Origin of the sequence: Undibacterium sp. Tian12W, assembly GCF_049339405.1 — a bacterium.
Taxonomy (GTDB): domain Bacteria; phylum Pseudomonadota; class Gammaproteobacteria; order Burkholderiales; family Burkholderiaceae_D; genus Undibacterium.
The window spans coordinates 354,039-369,164 of record NZ_JBMPPK010000002.1; the positions used below are offsets into that span (position 1 = coordinate 354,039).

Here is a 15,126-nt window from a genome sequence, read left to right on the forward strand (position 1 = left end):
GTTCATGCCGAAGCGCAATCCCACCGGCAGTGTCATTTTTGCCTTTCCTGCACCAGTATCCAGGGCTTGACGACCACGGTCCAGTGCTGGGCATCCCGCTCCAGCCATGCCTGGGCCTGCTCATCGCTGACCTTGCCTATCTGGCCATGCTCAAGCAGGGCAGAGATCACAGCTGCATGGTCTTCTGCCATATGCATGGCAACTTCGACCAGGTCCAGACCTGGCTGGACAACCAGCACCGTGCCACTGGCAAAATGACGTAATAGTTCACTCCAGGGGTAAGCTGCAGTTTCGAGATTGATCTTGCTACGTAAAATATCGGTATTGGACATGAAATTTAATTAAAATATATTGAACTGGGGCGGCAAACGCGAGACCACATCCATAATTCTATGCAAATCCTGAAATAAAGCGGAAGAAATAAGCGGGAAGGGCTGTTTTCTTGTTAAAGTCGCCATAGGCATGACTTATCAATATAGAAAATTGCAGACAGAAATGAGTTCCAGGGAATGAAAACACTCAAAGAGACCTTATGACGCTGAGACGCCAACTCCTTCTTGCCATATCCATTATCTTTTTTGCCGTGTTTCTTGGATTGCAAATCCTGTCAGTCCTGACGATGCGGGATTATTTGCAGCAGCAGCTGGCCTCGCATGCCCAGGATGCGGCCACTGCCTTGTCACGTCCGCTCGAAGAAGCACTGGCCAAGAATGACCAGACGCTGGCGAATATCCAGATATCCACCCTGTTTGACCGTGGTTATTATAAAAAAATCGTGGTTCTTGATCCCGCTGGCAAAGTCTTGCTGCACATGGAGCTGGGAGCTGGCAAAGACAATGTGCCTGCCTGGCTACCTGCCTTGTTTGACCTGCAGACTCCGCCGGGCGAGGCCTTCATTTCTTCTGGCTGGCGTCAATTGGGCAAGGTTGTCGTGGTCAGCCACCCGGCCTATGCTTACGATTACCTGTGGCGCTCTATGCGGGAAATGGCTTTGTGGATGTTTGCCATGTATCTGGTGGTCTGGGGCCTGACCGTGGTCTTGCTGAGGATTATCCTGGGGCCGCTGGAAAAAATCGAAGAAGTTGCGATTGCCATACAGGCCAAGAATTTTCGCCGTATTGAAGTTGTGCCTCAGACCCGCGAGCTGCAGCGCGTGGTGGTCGCCATGAATCACATGACCGAGCGTATTTCCAGCCTGCTCGATGAAGAAATCGCCAGGGCAGAAAATTTCAGGCGCGAAGCTTTCATCGACAAAGTCAGTGGTCTGGAAAACCGTCATGGTTTTGACTTGCGCTTCAATCATTTGCTGTCAGAAGAAGGGCGCTTTGAAACTGCCGTCATCTTTGTGCTGGAATTTGATGGCCTCAAAGAATATAACCACCAGCACGGTTATCAGCAAGGCGATATCCTGCTGGCCGATGTGGCGACGGTGGTCACAGAAGTCTTCAGCAAATATAGCAATATCCTCGGTCGCATAGGCGGTGCCTCTATCGCAGCGGTTTGTATCGATGTCGATCAAAAGACCATGCAGTTGCTGGTAGATGCATTGCAGTACCGTCTGAACCAGGTATTGCTGCGCGCCTCGCGCCAGGTCAGCCTGGCTGCCGGCGCACTGGTGTTTGGCCCTGCGCAAACGCGTGGCGACATTTTCTCCCGGGCTGACCTGGCGATAGAAGTCATGCGTCAGGCTGGCAATGGACAGATCAGCTTGACCCCTATGGAAGACAGCGAAGCCGTGATCGCCGGTTCGCATGGCTGGCGTACCCTGATTCACGATGCTCTGGCAGACCATCGCTGGGTCTTGTTTGCCCAACCCGTTATGCGCCTGCAATTGCGCCAGCTTGTGCATCATGAAGTATTTTCGCGTTTGCTTGACACCCAGGGCAACCTGGTGCCGGCCAACCAGTTTTTACCCATGGCCTTGCGTCACCAGCTTATGCCTGAAATAGATCAGGCGGTAGTTACCCTGGTCATGGAGATGCTGCAAAAAAATCGCGGCACCTATAAAAATATCGCCATCAATGTGTCGCTGCAATCGATGGAGAGCAAAGAGTTCTGTGAATGGTTGCAGGCGCGCCTGAAATACTCGCCAGAGCTGGCGGCTTTGCTGTCAGTCGAGATCAGTGAGTTTGCCTGCGCCAGAGACCATGCCGTGACCAGGAAATTTGTCAGCGTCTTGCGTGATCTGGGTGTACGTTTTGGTGTCGATCATTTTGGCCTAGACCCGCATGCCCTGAACTTTATCCGCGAAGTACCGCCAGACTATATCAAGCTTGATGGCGGCCTGGTACAGGAAGTTGCCACGAACGACAACAGCCATGCCCACTTGCGCGCCATCGTCAAATTCGCGCAATCCCTGGGCATACCCCTGATAGCCCAGAATGTGGAAAGCGAAGCATCGCTGCAATTACTGATCGCAGATCAGGTCGAATGTGGACAGGGCTTTTATTTTGGCGCGCCAGAAAAGATCGTCATGGCTGAAGCAGGGTAAGTGGAGAGTATCGTCAGGCCTCACTGAAACTGAAAGCCGCTCACATGCGTTTTTCTTTTTCCATTTTCTCTATCAACTCCTTCCACAGGCGCACAGTCGATGCGCCGCCCTTGCGGGTATTGCCGCTGGCCAGCCACAGGTCTTCATCATTAAAGCTATACACAGGTACCAGGTCACTGCGGGCAGAGCCCGGCTGTATCTCATCGACGAGATTGTCGAGTATCCAGGGCTCGGCGGCAGGCGTTGGATAATAGGCCAGCACCATATGGGTCTCACCTATGCGGGTCGCCCTGACATAGGTAATGCGCAGGCGTTCAGCAGGTATGCCCAGATCTTTCAGCGTCATGTATTTGGCAATTGCATAGTCTTCACAATCGCCACCCCAGGAAGCGATAAATTCTACCGGGGTCGCCCAGTAATCATTGACGCCCCAGTGTTCCTGATCGCTGAAGTAGGGAACTCGGTTATAAAAATCATTCACCTGCCGCAAGACCGGCATTTCATAAAGCCCGTCGGCAGAGCGTGCTGCATTTTTGGCAAAGTCCTTGCCCGCAGTGGCTTTGATCTTGTTGACAGCAATTTGCATTTGCGTCAGCCGACGCGGCCCTTCAGCGCCAAAGCGTTTGTGCACATGCTCAATCAGGCCTTGCGAAAAATCCACCAAACCAGATACCACTGCCGGGCTCATGAGGCCCAGCAGTAAAAACAGGCTTGCAGCGATTTTCGCATCCTTACTGCGCATGGGTGGTTGATCTGGTAAGCATGAACAAGAGCAACAGTGTAGCTGTTTCTAGTGCCGCAATACCCGGATTTGTGGCTTTAAAAATTGTCAGATGAAAATTGTTAGAATAGATCATCTCCCTCCTCAAGGAAAAACCATGTCAGAAAGCCAGCAAAACTGGATAGATTTACGCAGTGACACCGTCACCCGACCTACCCCTGCCATGCGTGAACTCATGCATACCGCCGAACTCGGTGATGATGTGTATGGGGATGATCCCACTGTCAATCGTCTGCAGGCTTATGCCGCCGACCTGTTTGGCTATGAAGCTGCCCTGTTCGCGCCATCCGGCACACAAAGCAATTTGCTGGCCCTGCTCGCGCATTGCGCCCGCGGTGATGAATACATCGTCGGGCAGGAGGCACACACCTATAAATATGAGGGCGGTGGTGCTGCCGTGCTGGGCAGCATACAACCACAGCCCCTGACTAACCAGGCAGACGGCAGCATAGCCCTGGACGATATTGCCAATGCCATAAAGCCTGATGACTTCCACTTTGCCCGTAGCCGTTTGCTGGCGCTGGAAAACACCATAGGCGGCAAGGTACTGCCACCTGACTACATACAAGCTGCCACCAGCCTCGCCCATGAGCGCGGCCTGGCCACCCATCTGGATGGCGCACGCATATGCAATGCCATCGTCAAGCTTGGCATCAGCCCCAGGCAGGCGGTACAGGGTTTTGACAGTGTCTCGGTCTGTCTTTCCAAGGGTCTGGGTGCACCCATAGGTTCTGTACTCTGTGGCAGTCATGACTTGATCAATCAGGCCAAACGCTGGCGCAAGATGCTGGGTGGCGGCATGCGCCAGGCCGGCATGCTCGCTGCTGCCGGTTTGTATGCGCTGGAACATCATATCCCACGCCTGGCAGAAGACCATGCCAATGCAGAACGCCTGGCGAATGGCCTGCGCCAGATCAGCGCCTTGCAAGTGCAGACGCCGCAAACCAATATCGTCTATGCCGACCTGCCCGTTGCAGCCTGTGCCGGGCTGGCAGAACTCTTGCACGAAAATGGTATCCTCGCCAGGGTGACCCCACATATGCGCATGGTCACCCATCTCGATGTCTCGGCTGCTGACATTGATAAAGTGCTGTCTGTATTCCAGGCTTACTTCAGCAAGCATCACAGCGTATCGTCTATCTGACATCCAGCATCGGGCTGTACAGGATGATGCGGCTGATATGCAGGCTGCTCTGGTTTTCACATAGCCTGGCGTGATCCACATAGGGCAGGTTATTCAAACCCTGCCCCAGATTGCTTTGCGGGTATTTGGTCTTGATGATGACATTGAACAGGCTAAGGCACTGGTGCAAGTGACGGTGCCTTGCCTGTGAGAGATTTTCCAGGCTGAAGCTGACCGTGTTTCTGTCGTGTGCCTGTCCCGGTTTCTGTTTTACCGATACCGGGAAAGAGACACTATTATTATTCTCGGTATTGGTGATGGTTTGCAGCCAGCTACGGTTAGCCGCATCATACACAATGCGGCAGCTCAGGATATCGCCAGGTTTGACGGGCATGCTGGGCCCACCAAAGCAGGTTTGCGCAGTTTTTTGTTGGCCGCCTGCATGCACATACTGACCACACACCCACCATCCCGCATGGTCACCAGGGCCAGATGCGGAGCTGGCCGGGTTGTAGCTGAGCACTGCCTGCAAGCCACCATCCATGTTTTCAACATTATTATCCTGACCAGGCCGCAGGCATGGCCACAGATAGGCATGTGCCTGTTCACTGCTCAGAAAAGGGACTTGTAGCTGTGCCTGTACTGAAATCCAGTTATTCCCTGGCGCGGCGGTAATACTCAGTTTGCTGTCCGGCGCTGCCGGTTTTTCAAAGCAGTCGGCTCCTGGCTCTGCATGCAATACAGGTGTCCCGGAAAAGAAGATTACATCGCCCGCATGCAAAACATGATGGTGATACATGATGGCGTAATGTTTGACGTAAAAGAAAAAACTGATGCGGTCATCTGTTGCCGCAAATGCCTTGGCTTCTGCCAGCGTCATGCAAGACATGCGGCAGACTTCCAGCTCCTGGCTGGCTTCATCAAGCACCGCCATGCCGCTGATACGCTGCCATTGCAGGCCGGGTTCTTCTGGCGCAAAAATAACCAGAGGATCAATGTCATCAGAGGCGAGTAATTTTTTTTCTGTCATCATTTTTTATCCTGATTTTGTCAGATGCCTGCATTATTTTTTTATCGTGCTTCACCTCAAAGCACTCGTGCCATCAACTTGCATTGCCATCACTCTTGCGGCGGTGATAATGCGTTTTCATCCCTGCTGCCACTGGTGCTGGCTTGTCCAATTTGCGTCTGTCAAAGCCGTTTCTGGCACCAGAAAAAAGATTGCGGAAACTCTCTACAGCAGCCTCCTCCTCAGCCTCGCTAGGCGTATGTTCGCCAAACAGATTTGCTTGCAACCTCAGCATCGGTGGCAGACAATCCTGGAAAAGCGCAAAGTCTGCAACAGGATCAAGTTTCAATAACATCTCTGCATTCACGAATTGCTGTGCGGGCTTCATACGTGACTCCTGGAAGAATATAGGCATGGCTGGTTGCTCCGGATTATTTGCAAAACAGGGCGTGCTGCATCATCCCCAGGTCCAGCATGTCTTGCGCGGTCCTGCCGGGCTTGACAGCAGATTTGCGGGCCGGTGTGATGGGTGTGGCTGGTGTGATTGGTGTGATTGGTGTGGCCGGGGCTGCTGACTGTGCTTCGGCCACGGTGTCGTTTTTCTTTTCTGGTTTCAGGCTGACTGTGGTGGACCAGGGTGTATCTTTTGATGCCCAGGTCGTGGCCCACAAGGCATATGGCACTTCCAGCACTGAGGGTGCCGGTTCTGGCAAAGGGCGCAAACGCAAGTGGGTAGAAGTGTGCACAGCTGCCGACCAGGCGGCATGCGGGTCTTGTGGGCGGGTGACTGGTAGCTGTGTCACCGTCCCTATGCTGGACCAGCCCCAGCTAAGCCTGGCGCGTTCTACATTTTTTTGTATCAGTACACCGCGGGTTTCATTGTAATAAACATCGTCTGTCAGCAGGCGCATGGCAATATTGCGCGCCAGCCTGGCCTTCAAGGCCATTTTGCTGAGCAGCATGAATAACAGCAGATTAAGAGCAACTAACAAGATTTCAGTCGTGGGCATGGCGATCTCCTTCAAGGGGCAAGTACGTTCACTTGCGCAATGCATGCCTATTTGCAAACGCCGTGCCAGCATGCCTTCCCTAGGGGGAAGTCTGTTTTTCAGACCCAATTGACATGTAAAGCATACAAATTTACATTGGCGCTTTACACTGTCGCTTACATTCAAGTAAGAGCTACGCTGCAAACACAATGACCGATACCGACTACACCCTGACCTCACCCCTGGCCAAGCTGGCCGACAATGCGTCTGCCCTGCTGGGTCTGACTATCATCTGGCACCCAGACAGCCAGCGCATAGGTGAACAGTTCATGGCCAGCAACCCTGATGGCCAGGTCGAGATCAACCGTTTCCTGCCGCTATTCCGTCATCCCGGTAAAGACGGCCTGCCGCTAGGTTATGGCGGCATCTCGCGTGATCCTGTGCGTATCAGCCGCGATGCCGGTGACAACGTCCTCATCACACCACCTGCCAGCCGCATGGTGGTTGAGGTCAATGGAGCAGAGATCAGCGCACCCGTGGCACTCAGCCGTGAGCAGATAGAGGCAGGCGTCATCCTCGGCCTGGGCCGCGCCATTGTGATTTGCCTGCACTGGATGCGCTGCCTGCCCAAGCACAATCCCGCGCTGGGCTTCATCGGCGTAGGCAGCGCCGCCATCGTCGCCCGCGACCAGATACGCCAGGTCGCAGGCACTGAGCTGCCTGTCCTGCTGCTGGGTAAAACCGGCACCGGCAAAGAAATTGCCGCCCGCGCCATCCACGCCTATAGCAAGCGTGCCAATGCAGAACTGGTCAGTGTCAACATGGCAGCCTTGAATGAAGCCCTGGCCGCTGCCGATTTGTTCGGTGCCGTCAAAGGCGCCTACACAGGCGCACAAAACGCCCGCAAAGGCCTGTTTGCCGAGGCAGAAGGCGCAACCCTCTTCCTCGATGAAATAGGCAATACCCCTGCCAGCATACAACCCATGCTCTTGCGCGTACTCGAAAGCGGCGACTACCGCCCGCTCGGTGCCCAGCAAGATCAAAAGTCCAGCGCCCGCCTGATTGCCGCGACCGACCAGGATTTATATAGCGAAGGCTTTAACCAGGCTCTGCTGCGCCGCCTGGAAAGCTTCATCATCCACCTGCCACCGCTACGCGCCCGCCGTGAAGACATAGGTGTCTTGCTACTGCACCTGCTCAGCAATAGCAAACTGCAAAATGACATAGGCACCAGCCTGCCGGTGGCACTGGTCAGCGAATTTGCCAATTACGACTGGCCAGGCAATATCCGCCAGTTGTCCCACGTCCTGCGCCGCGCTCTGCTGGCCCTGCAACTCGGTGAGGTGCCACAACTCGCCAGCCTCGTCAAAACCACCCACCAGGCGCAATCCAGCGTGGCACAGGCCAGCATAAGCACAGACAGCAAAATCCTGCAGCCAGCGACACCCCGCAAAAAATTGGCCGAACTCAGCGATGAAGACGTCCTGCGCGCGATGGAAAACAACGACTGGTATATACAGGGAGCAGCACAAGAACTCGGCGTCTCACGCCCGTCGATGTACAAGCTGCTCGACAACCACAGCCAGATACGCCGGGCTGAGCAGATACCCACAGAAGAAATTCGCCAGTCACTGGAAACCAGTGCTGGCGATGTAGAGGCTTGTGCTGCTTTATTGAAAACGCCTAGCGAGGCGTTGAGGCGGTATTTGAAGGTGATGGGTAAGTTGTAAACTCACATTATCCACCACCGCCTCCTGCAGTTACATCAACCTCAGGATCGGGCAGGTAGAAAAACTCTGAGCTTACGACATTGCCAGAAGGATCTATAAAGTCCGCGGTAAATGAAATGGTAAAACCCCAAAAACCAAGACTGTCGTCAGATATGGCAATTGTTACGCCATCTACGGGACATAAAGTTTTTGCTGTACCGACGGGAGCTTCTTTGCCATCACTTAATATGCCCTTGCAAATTGCAATGAAGGCGCTAGCCGTAACAGTTACCGTATTATTTGGATCGCTCGGCTTTCCTTGGAAATTGAACGTTACGGTATCTCCAACTTTAAGGATGCGTTTATTGTTGATTTGACTTCTTGGTGGCTCTGGAGTGAATTTTCCTATGGCTGAAACAGTGGCACGACTTTGCGGGTCACCTTGATTAAAGAGCGTTGTAAAGATGTAATTTACTGGTGGGACTGGATCACTCATATTCAAACTTTCAAATGATTGAACAAAACAAATAAGCATGCTTACCCATGATATACATGCAGGCCATTTCCATAATCGAGCACAATAGATTAAAGAAAATTTTACTTCGTAAACACGTCAGCAAAATCTGTTCCAGGTTATTTTGACTGGTTATTTATTATTTTTGTGTATCTAGGATCTCGTCTTAAACTGATTAGGTCGGGCTCGGATTCTAATGATTTTATCGAATAACCATACTCTATTGCTTTGCCTATTTCCTCAATTGCTGCATCTCTTTGACCAAAAAGCTCATAAGTCATACCTGCACGAAAATGTACATTTGAATCTTTGGGACCAAGCTTGAGAGCACGTTGCATATATTCTGTTGATTTTTCTTTGTCACCAATTCGAGCTGAATAGAGACTAAAGCGAGAGGCTAGAGAAATATCATTTGGACTAGCTTGTACACGTGGTGCAAGTAAATCACGGGCCTTTTCGTATGTTTTTTTTGCTTCACTTTCTTTTCCGGGGATCCAACGTAAAGTATCTCCTAAGTTAGCCCATGCCCAATATATTTCTGGATTACCTTTATCGGGGGATATAGCTGCCTCAAATGCTTCTGCTGCTTCGACATATTTACCATTTTTGAATAATGCGAGGCCTAAATTTGAATATAGATACGCACTTGGCCGGATTAATAGTCCTTGCTGAAGAATCTCCATCGCCTCAACATCACGGTTTTGCTTAACTAAAACATTACTAAGATTCGCATACGGAATGACAGAGTCAGGCTGTATTTTTATACTCAATCTAAAAAAATGCTCTGCCTCTGTGTATTTGCCTTGCTCATAATTGGCAATGCCTAATTCTTCAGCGAACAGCCTTTCATGTGGGAATTTATCAAGTCCTGATGAAGCATATTTTTTTGCCTCGTCAAATCGTTTCATTTTTCTTAGGACATTAACTCTTCCGTAAATGGCAAAAATATTGTCGGGATCAAGCGTTAATGCTTTTTCATAAGTATTTAAAGCTAGTTCTTTTTTACCTGATTGAGCCTGCACACGAGCAATCGCAATGTGACTGAGAGCTAACTTATCATTGAGCTTCAAAGCTTGTTGTGCGCTGGCTCCAGCTTTTTGCAGTAACACTTCATCCTGCTTATCACTGTCATACCTATATGTGTAAATAATCGATAGGCCCGCAACTGCAGCGGCATGCATGGGGTTACGTTTCAAAATCGCTTCGAAGTTTGCTTCCGCTGCATCAAGACTACCAGGTCTGTCAAACTGTTTTAGTGCTTCTAGCCCCTGCTTCATTGTCAAAGCTTCCGAAAACGGCTTTAAAGACATCTTGTCCATTTCAAGATAAGGCACAGCCTGCCAAGCCCCATACCCCAGAGCGACAACGATGGCACTGACGATAGCAAAGCGTTTCGGCGCACTCAGCGCCTTCCATCCTTTGTCCGGAATGCTGCTTACATTCCCAGCACCTCCTGCGGCCACAAGCACCGGCCCACTCACCAGCCCACGCAATTGCTCATACACCTGCTGCATGCTACCCAAACGTTTGTCCGTCTGCCGCGCCGTCATTCCCAGCACCAGCTTGATCAACTCTGGTTTGCATCCTCGTGGGAATTCCCAAGTGTCAGAATTCGATTGCATCAGGGCGGCGGCCAGGGCCAGGCCGCTGGCGTTGGCGAAGGGGCGTTGGCCGGTCAGGGTTTCGTAGAGGATGACGCCGAGGGCGTAGATGTCGCTCTGGGCGCTGGCCGGGTTGCCCATCATGCGTTCCGGGGCCATGTAGGCTATCGTGCCTTGGGGGTCGAGCTGGCTCATGGATGTGGTGGCTTGTGCATCGGTTTTTGATGCGAGGCCAAAGTCGAGTATGCGGACTTTGCCGTCGGGTTCGACCATGAGGTTCGACGGTTTCAGGTCGCCATGGATGAGGCCACTGGCGTGGGCCTCTTGCATGGCTTCGGCGACCTGGCAGATGATGTTGATGGCCTGCTGCTCTGGTAGCGGCTGCAGTGCTTGTTGTGAGTGTTGTTGCAGCAATTGCTTGAGAGTCAGGCCGGGCACCAGTTCCATTACGATGGAATGGCTATTATCTTCATCTTCAATCGCAAAGATCTTGACGAAGGCCGGGTGCTTCAGCGACGCAGCCAGGCGTGCTTCCTTGAGCAGGCTACTGGTCTGGATTGCGCTTCCTACACCTTCTGTTGCTTTGAGCTGTTTGATGGCGACAGGGCGGCAGAGTTTGCTGTCCCAGGCTTCATGGACTTGCCCAAAGCCGCCTTCACCCAGACGTTTTTTGAATTCGTAGTGTCTGAGGCTGACGCTTACTTCCTCTACTCCAGTATTGTCGTTGCTAGCCAGATTGGTATTTTGCATGGGTTTCTTGCATGGTTATTATTTTTTGCCGCAATTGTTCGAAGTGCAGCTATCTATCCATGCAAGATAGTTGCTAGTCGTAACAAGATGTAACGGCAATAATATAGCGAACTTTATTACAAAACTGTGTACTCACAGTGACAAGCCAATCTATTTTATATGTAAATGACATGTTAATTGATAGTAATTTACATGTAAAAATCCCGCTTGCACAGTCGCTACGGGGCAGGAACGGTGGAGTGGAAATTAAATTGTTTGTTCTGGCTTGATGATGCTGACTTGCCCTTTGAGCATTTCTATCAATTCAGCTTCAAAGCTGGCAGCAAGTTTTTGTTTAAGGCTGATGCTGACGGTGGCTGACTCGGTATAGGCAAGCCCGGTGACGCTGGCGGTGAATTTGTCGCACAGGCGGCGTACATGGGATTCGTCGGCATAGGCGCAGACGATGTCCCATTCAAGCATGTATTCAACTTCGGTCAATTCTGCGAGCTTGAAGGCGTCGGAGATGGCCTGGCCATAGGCACGGGTCAGGCCGCCTGCACCGAGCTTGATGCCACCCCAGTAGCGCACGACTACGGCCAGCACATTGGTGACGTCCTTGTGTACCAGTACGTTATACATGGGCTTGGCGGCGGTGCCCGATGGCTCGCCGTCATCATCGAGTCCAGAATCACCCGTACAGATCAGTGCCCAGCAGACATGCACGGCGTCCGGGTGTTGTGCCCGTATCTGTGCCAGTTGCTGGCGTGCTTCTGCGCGACTGTTGAGTGGGTACAACTGCCCCAGAAAACGGCTTTTCTTGATTTCGATCTCGGCAAAAGCAGGGGCGGCGAGCTGGTACATGGGGTGCTGGATGGGGGAAAGCCGCTATTTTGGCGGCTAATCGGACTTGGGTATACATAAACTGGATAAACTGCATAAACCGTTCTTTCGTTAACTTGAAATACTCGGGATGTCTGATATACATCAAGCAGCTTTGTCCACATGCGCTTTATCTTTCAGCTTTGGGTATTTCATACCGGAGCAGCTGCATGTCTACTCCCCATTTAAACGCTATCCCTGGTGACTTTGCTGACATTGTCCTGATGTCTGGCGACCCTCTGCACGCCAAGATGATTGCTGACCACTGGCTTAGCGATGCTTTGCTGGTCAATACCGTGCGCAATATGCTGGGCTATACCGGCTGGTACCGCGACAGGAAAATTTCTGTACTCGCGCATGGCATGGGCATACCCTCGATCAGTATTTATGCGACCGAGCTGATACGCCACTATGGCGTCAGGAAACTCATACGACTGGGATCATGTGGTGCGCTGCGGGCAGACATGCAACTCGGTGATGTCATTGTCGCCATGGGCGCCAGTACCGACAGCAAGGTCAACCGCATGCGCTTCATGGAGCATGATTTTGCAGCGCTTGCTGATTATGGTTTGCTGGCCAAGGTAATGCAGACTGCGCATTGCCTGCAAAAGCCTGTCAAGGTGGGCAATGTATTTTCTGCTGATCTGTTTTACAGCGTGCAGCCGCAGTTTTTTGACATCATGGAAAAAATGAAGATACTGGCGGTGGAGATGGAGCTGGCAGGCCTGTATTCAGTAGCCGCCGAACATGGCGTGCATGCCCTGGGTTTGTTGACGGTGGGAGATCATTTGCGCAGCGGTGCTGGCATGACCCCAGAGCAAAGGCAAAACAGTTACAGCGACATGGTGGAAATTGCGCTCGAAAGCTGTTATGCCTGCGATTGATGAACTTGCAAGCCCTACTGGATGACGAAGTTTTCAAAAAATACGTCAGTCACGCCATCGTGTTCTTTGAGATCCAGGGTTTTATTGACACCATTCTTGATTTCTTCCATCAACTGGTGCTTGCCTTCCAGGCTTTGCAATTGTTCGCCGTCCTTGCTACTAAGCAGCAGGATCAGGGTATGCCTGACCTTGGGCATGAATAATTTGATCTTGTCGTTGACTTCTGCATTGGCGATTTGCAAGGCCATGCTAAGTTGCAGGTAGCGCTCGGTAGTGGAGAGGTTAACCACAAATGCCTCCAGTTTGGCAGTGGAGCCGCCACCAGAAGCGCTGGCACTGCCGCCAGAATTGGCCAAAGCCATGCCAGAAGACAGGCTGAGTACGAGGCAAAGCAGGAATGGGTATAAATGTTTTTTCAGCATGATGGCTTATCTTTTGCAAATGTTTGCTCAGGAAAAATCACTATTTTTCAATAGCTTACCGCAATGCAATAAAACATACTGTTAAACAACTTGAAGCCGCCAGGTAGATAGTTACAGTAGTTTTATTTGCAATAAGCCTGTCTGAATAACAAACAGGCTTATGCAAATTACATACCGGGTGTTGGTCGGCCTTGGCCGTCTGATAGTTTATACGCTCAAAGGCTTGTAACGGATGCGTTTTGGTTTTGCACCTTCTTCACCCAGACGTTTTTTCTTGTCGGCTTCATATTCCTGATAGTTACCATCAAAGAAGCTGACTTGAGAGTTGCCTTCAAACGCCAGGATGTGGGTGGCGATACGGTCGAGGAACCAGCGGTCATGCGAAATCACCATGACGCTACCGGCAAATTCCAGCAAGGCATCTTCCAGCGCACGCAGGGTTTCCACGTCCAGATCATTTGACGGTTCATCCAGCAGCAAGACATTGCCGCCTTGCAGCAGGGTTTTGGCCAGATGCAAACGGCCACGCTCACCACCAGACAGGTTGCCAACGATCTTTTGCTGGTCACCGCCCTTGAAGTTGAAGCGGCCCAGATAAGCGCGGGATGGCATTTCAAAACGGCCTACGGTCAGAATGTCGGCGCCGTTTGCCACGTCTTCAAACACGGTCTTGGTATTGCCAAGGTCTTCACGCGATTGATCTACCAGTGAGATTTTTGCTGTCTGGCCCAGTACTACTTCGCCACTGTCCGGTGTTTCCAGACCCTTGATCATCTTGAACAGGGTTGATTTACCCGCACCGTTAGGGCCGATGATACCGACGATAGCACCAGGAGGGATCTTGAAGCTCAGGTTGTCGATCAGCAGGCGGTCACCAAAGGCTTTGCTGACGTTCTTGAATTCGATGACTTCATTACCCAGGCGCTCGGCCACAGGGATGAAAATCTCCTGGGTTTCATTGCGCTTCTGGTATTCGTGTTCGCTCATCTCATTAAAGCGGGCCAGACGCGCCTTGCTCTTGGCCTGACGCGCTTTCGGATTCTGACGCGACCATTCCAATTCTTTTTGCAGCGCTTTCTGGCGCGCAGATTCTGTCGCTTCTTCCTGCTTCAGGCGGGCTTGCTTTTGATCCAGCCAGGAAGAGTAATTGCCTTTCCATGGAATACCATGACCACGATCCAGTTCCAAAATCCATTCAGCCGCATTGTCAAGGAAGTAGCGGTCATGGGTAATCGCGACGACGGTGCCAGGGAAGCGCAACAGGAATTGTTCCAGCCAATCAACCGATTCAGCATCCAGATGGTTGGTTGGTTCGTCAAGCAAGAGCATGTCAGGCTTGGACAGCAACAATTGGCACAGGGCGACACGGCGTTTTTCACCACCGGACAAGACCCCTATCTTGGCATCCCATGGCGGCAGGCGCAGCGCATCGGCAGCCATTTCCAGTTGCAGTTCTACATTGTCGCCTGCGGATGTAGAAATAATCGCTTCCAGACGTGCCTGCTCATTGGCCAGGGCATCAAAGTCAGCGTCTTCTTCTGCGTAAGCGGCATACACTTCTTCGAGCTTGGCCTTGGCTTCAAACACTTCACCCAGGGCAGATTCAACGGCCTGACGCACGGTTTGTTCCGGGTCCAGTTGCGGTTCTTGCGGCAGGTAACCAATGTTCAGGTTAGGCATGGGCACTGCTTCGCCCTGTATGTCCTTATCTATGCCTGCCATGATTTTGAGCAGGGAAGACTTGCCTGAACCATTCAGACCCAGCACACCTATCTTGGCGCCAGGGAAAAAGGAGAGGGAAATATCTTTGAGAATCTGGCGTTTCGGCGGGACGATTTTGCCGACGCGATTCATGGTATAGACGTAATTGGCCATTTTTCTTGAATTTTCATGGGAATAAGAATGCCTGCAAGGATACCTCAAGCAGGCGCAGGACGGAATATTTCATCCAATATAAGTCAGGCTGCTTTGCAAGTGAGAGAGCCAGACAGC

Annotated in this window: 14 protein-coding genes; 4 read left to right on the forward strand and 10 right to left on the reverse strand. The window is 51.7% G+C overall.

The features are described from left to right. Nucleotides 1-32: 32 nt before the first annotated feature. Entirely contained in the window at nt 33-332 is a 300-nt protein-coding gene (locus ACO0LI_RS03630; RefSeq protein ID WP_422949250.1) for a DUF2288 domain-containing protein, read from the reverse strand. 200 nt (nt 333-532) lie between these two features. Here ACO0LI_RS03630 and ACO0LI_RS03635 point away from each other — a divergent pair, with 200 nt between their 5' ends. After that, entirely contained in the window at nt 533-2,491 is a 1,959-nt protein-coding gene (locus tag ACO0LI_RS03635) for a bifunctional diguanylate cyclase/phosphodiesterase (protein ID WP_423030912.1), read from the forward strand. Nucleotides 2,492-2,531: 40 nt separating this feature from the next. Here the strand turns inward: ACO0LI_RS03635 and ACO0LI_RS03640 are convergent, their stop codons facing one another. Beyond that, complete coding sequence (locus tag ACO0LI_RS03640) at nt 2,532-3,233, reverse strand: transglutaminase-like cysteine peptidase (RefSeq protein ID WP_422949248.1); 702 nt, start codon at nt 3,231-3,233, stop codon at nt 2,532-2,534. A 136-nt stretch (nt 3,234-3,369) separates the two neighbouring features. On the opposite strand from ACO0LI_RS03640, the gene ltaE reads away from it, so the two are divergent. Continuing rightward, the gene (gene ltaE, locus ACO0LI_RS03645) at nt 3,370-4,416 is read left to right on the forward strand and encodes a low-specificity L-threonine aldolase (protein WP_423030914.1); all 1,047 of its coding nucleotides are present in this window, start codon (nt 3,370-3,372) and stop codon (nt 4,414-4,416) included. Here the strand turns inward: ltaE and ACO0LI_RS03650 are convergent. The 3 genes from ACO0LI_RS03650 to ACO0LI_RS03660 form a co-directional block, all read right to left on the reverse strand. Continuing rightward, a complete protein-coding gene (locus ACO0LI_RS03650) occupies nt 4,409-5,428 on the reverse strand; it encodes a hypothetical protein (protein ID WP_423030916.1) in 1,020 nt (339 codons plus the stop codon). The genes ltaE and ACO0LI_RS03650 overlap by 8 nt on opposite strands. A 70-nt stretch (nt 5,429-5,498) precedes the next feature. Then, nucleotides 5,499-5,792 (reverse strand): hypothetical protein, encoded by a 294-nt coding sequence (locus ACO0LI_RS03655; RefSeq protein ID WP_423030918.1) that lies wholly within the window; start codon nt 5,790-5,792, stop codon nt 5,499-5,501. A gap of 43 nt (nt 5,793-5,835) precedes the next feature. After that, entirely contained in the window at nt 5,836-6,414 is a 579-nt protein-coding gene (locus ACO0LI_RS03660; protein ID WP_423030920.1) for a hypothetical protein, read from the reverse strand. A gap of 188 nt (nt 6,415-6,602) precedes the next feature. Here ACO0LI_RS03660 and ACO0LI_RS03665 point away from each other — a divergent pair, with 188 nt between their 5' ends. Continuing rightward, a complete protein-coding gene (locus ACO0LI_RS03665; protein WP_423030922.1) occupies nt 6,603-8,123 on the forward strand; it encodes a sigma-54-dependent transcriptional regulator in 1,521 nt (506 codons plus the stop codon). 7 nt (nt 8,124-8,130) lie between these two features. On the opposite strand, the gene ACO0LI_RS03670 is transcribed toward ACO0LI_RS03665, so the two are convergent. The 3 genes from ACO0LI_RS03670 to ACO0LI_RS03680 form a co-directional block, all read right to left on the reverse strand. Beyond that, a complete protein-coding gene (locus ACO0LI_RS03670; RefSeq protein WP_422949242.1) occupies nt 8,131-8,598 on the reverse strand; it encodes a hypothetical protein in 468 nt (155 codons plus the stop codon). 137 nt (nt 8,599-8,735) lie between these two features. Beyond that, the gene (locus ACO0LI_RS03675) at nt 8,736-10,967 is read right to left on the reverse strand and encodes a protein kinase domain-containing protein (protein ID WP_423030924.1); all 2,232 of its coding nucleotides are present in this window, start codon (nt 10,965-10,967) and stop codon (nt 8,736-8,738) included. A 246-nt stretch (nt 10,968-11,213) separates the two neighbouring features. Next, complete coding sequence (locus tag ACO0LI_RS03680; RefSeq protein WP_423030926.1) at nt 11,214-11,810, reverse strand: IMPACT family protein; 597 nt, start codon at nt 11,808-11,810, stop codon at nt 11,214-11,216. A 188-nt stretch (nt 11,811-11,998) separates the two neighbouring features. Between ACO0LI_RS03680 and deoD the strand changes: the two genes are divergently transcribed. Further along, nucleotides 11,999-12,712 (forward strand): purine-nucleoside phosphorylase, encoded by a 714-nt coding sequence (gene deoD, locus ACO0LI_RS03685; RefSeq protein ID WP_423030928.1) that lies wholly within the window; start codon nt 11,999-12,001, stop codon nt 12,710-12,712. Between the two features lie 14 nt (nt 12,713-12,726). Here deoD and ACO0LI_RS03690 read toward each other — a convergent pair whose 3' ends face one another. Then, on the reverse strand, nt 12,727-13,134 hold the full coding sequence (locus ACO0LI_RS03690; RefSeq protein WP_422949238.1) for a flagellar basal body-associated FliL family protein: 408 nt from the start codon (nt 13,132-13,134) through the stop codon (nt 12,727-12,729). A 207-nt stretch (nt 13,135-13,341) separates the two neighbouring features. Next, on the reverse strand, nt 13,342-15,009 hold the full coding sequence (gene ettA / locus ACO0LI_RS03695) for an energy-dependent translational throttle protein EttA (protein ID WP_423030930.1): 1,668 nt from the start codon (nt 15,007-15,009) through the stop codon (nt 13,342-13,344). Nucleotides 15,010-15,126 lie beyond the last annotated feature (117 nt).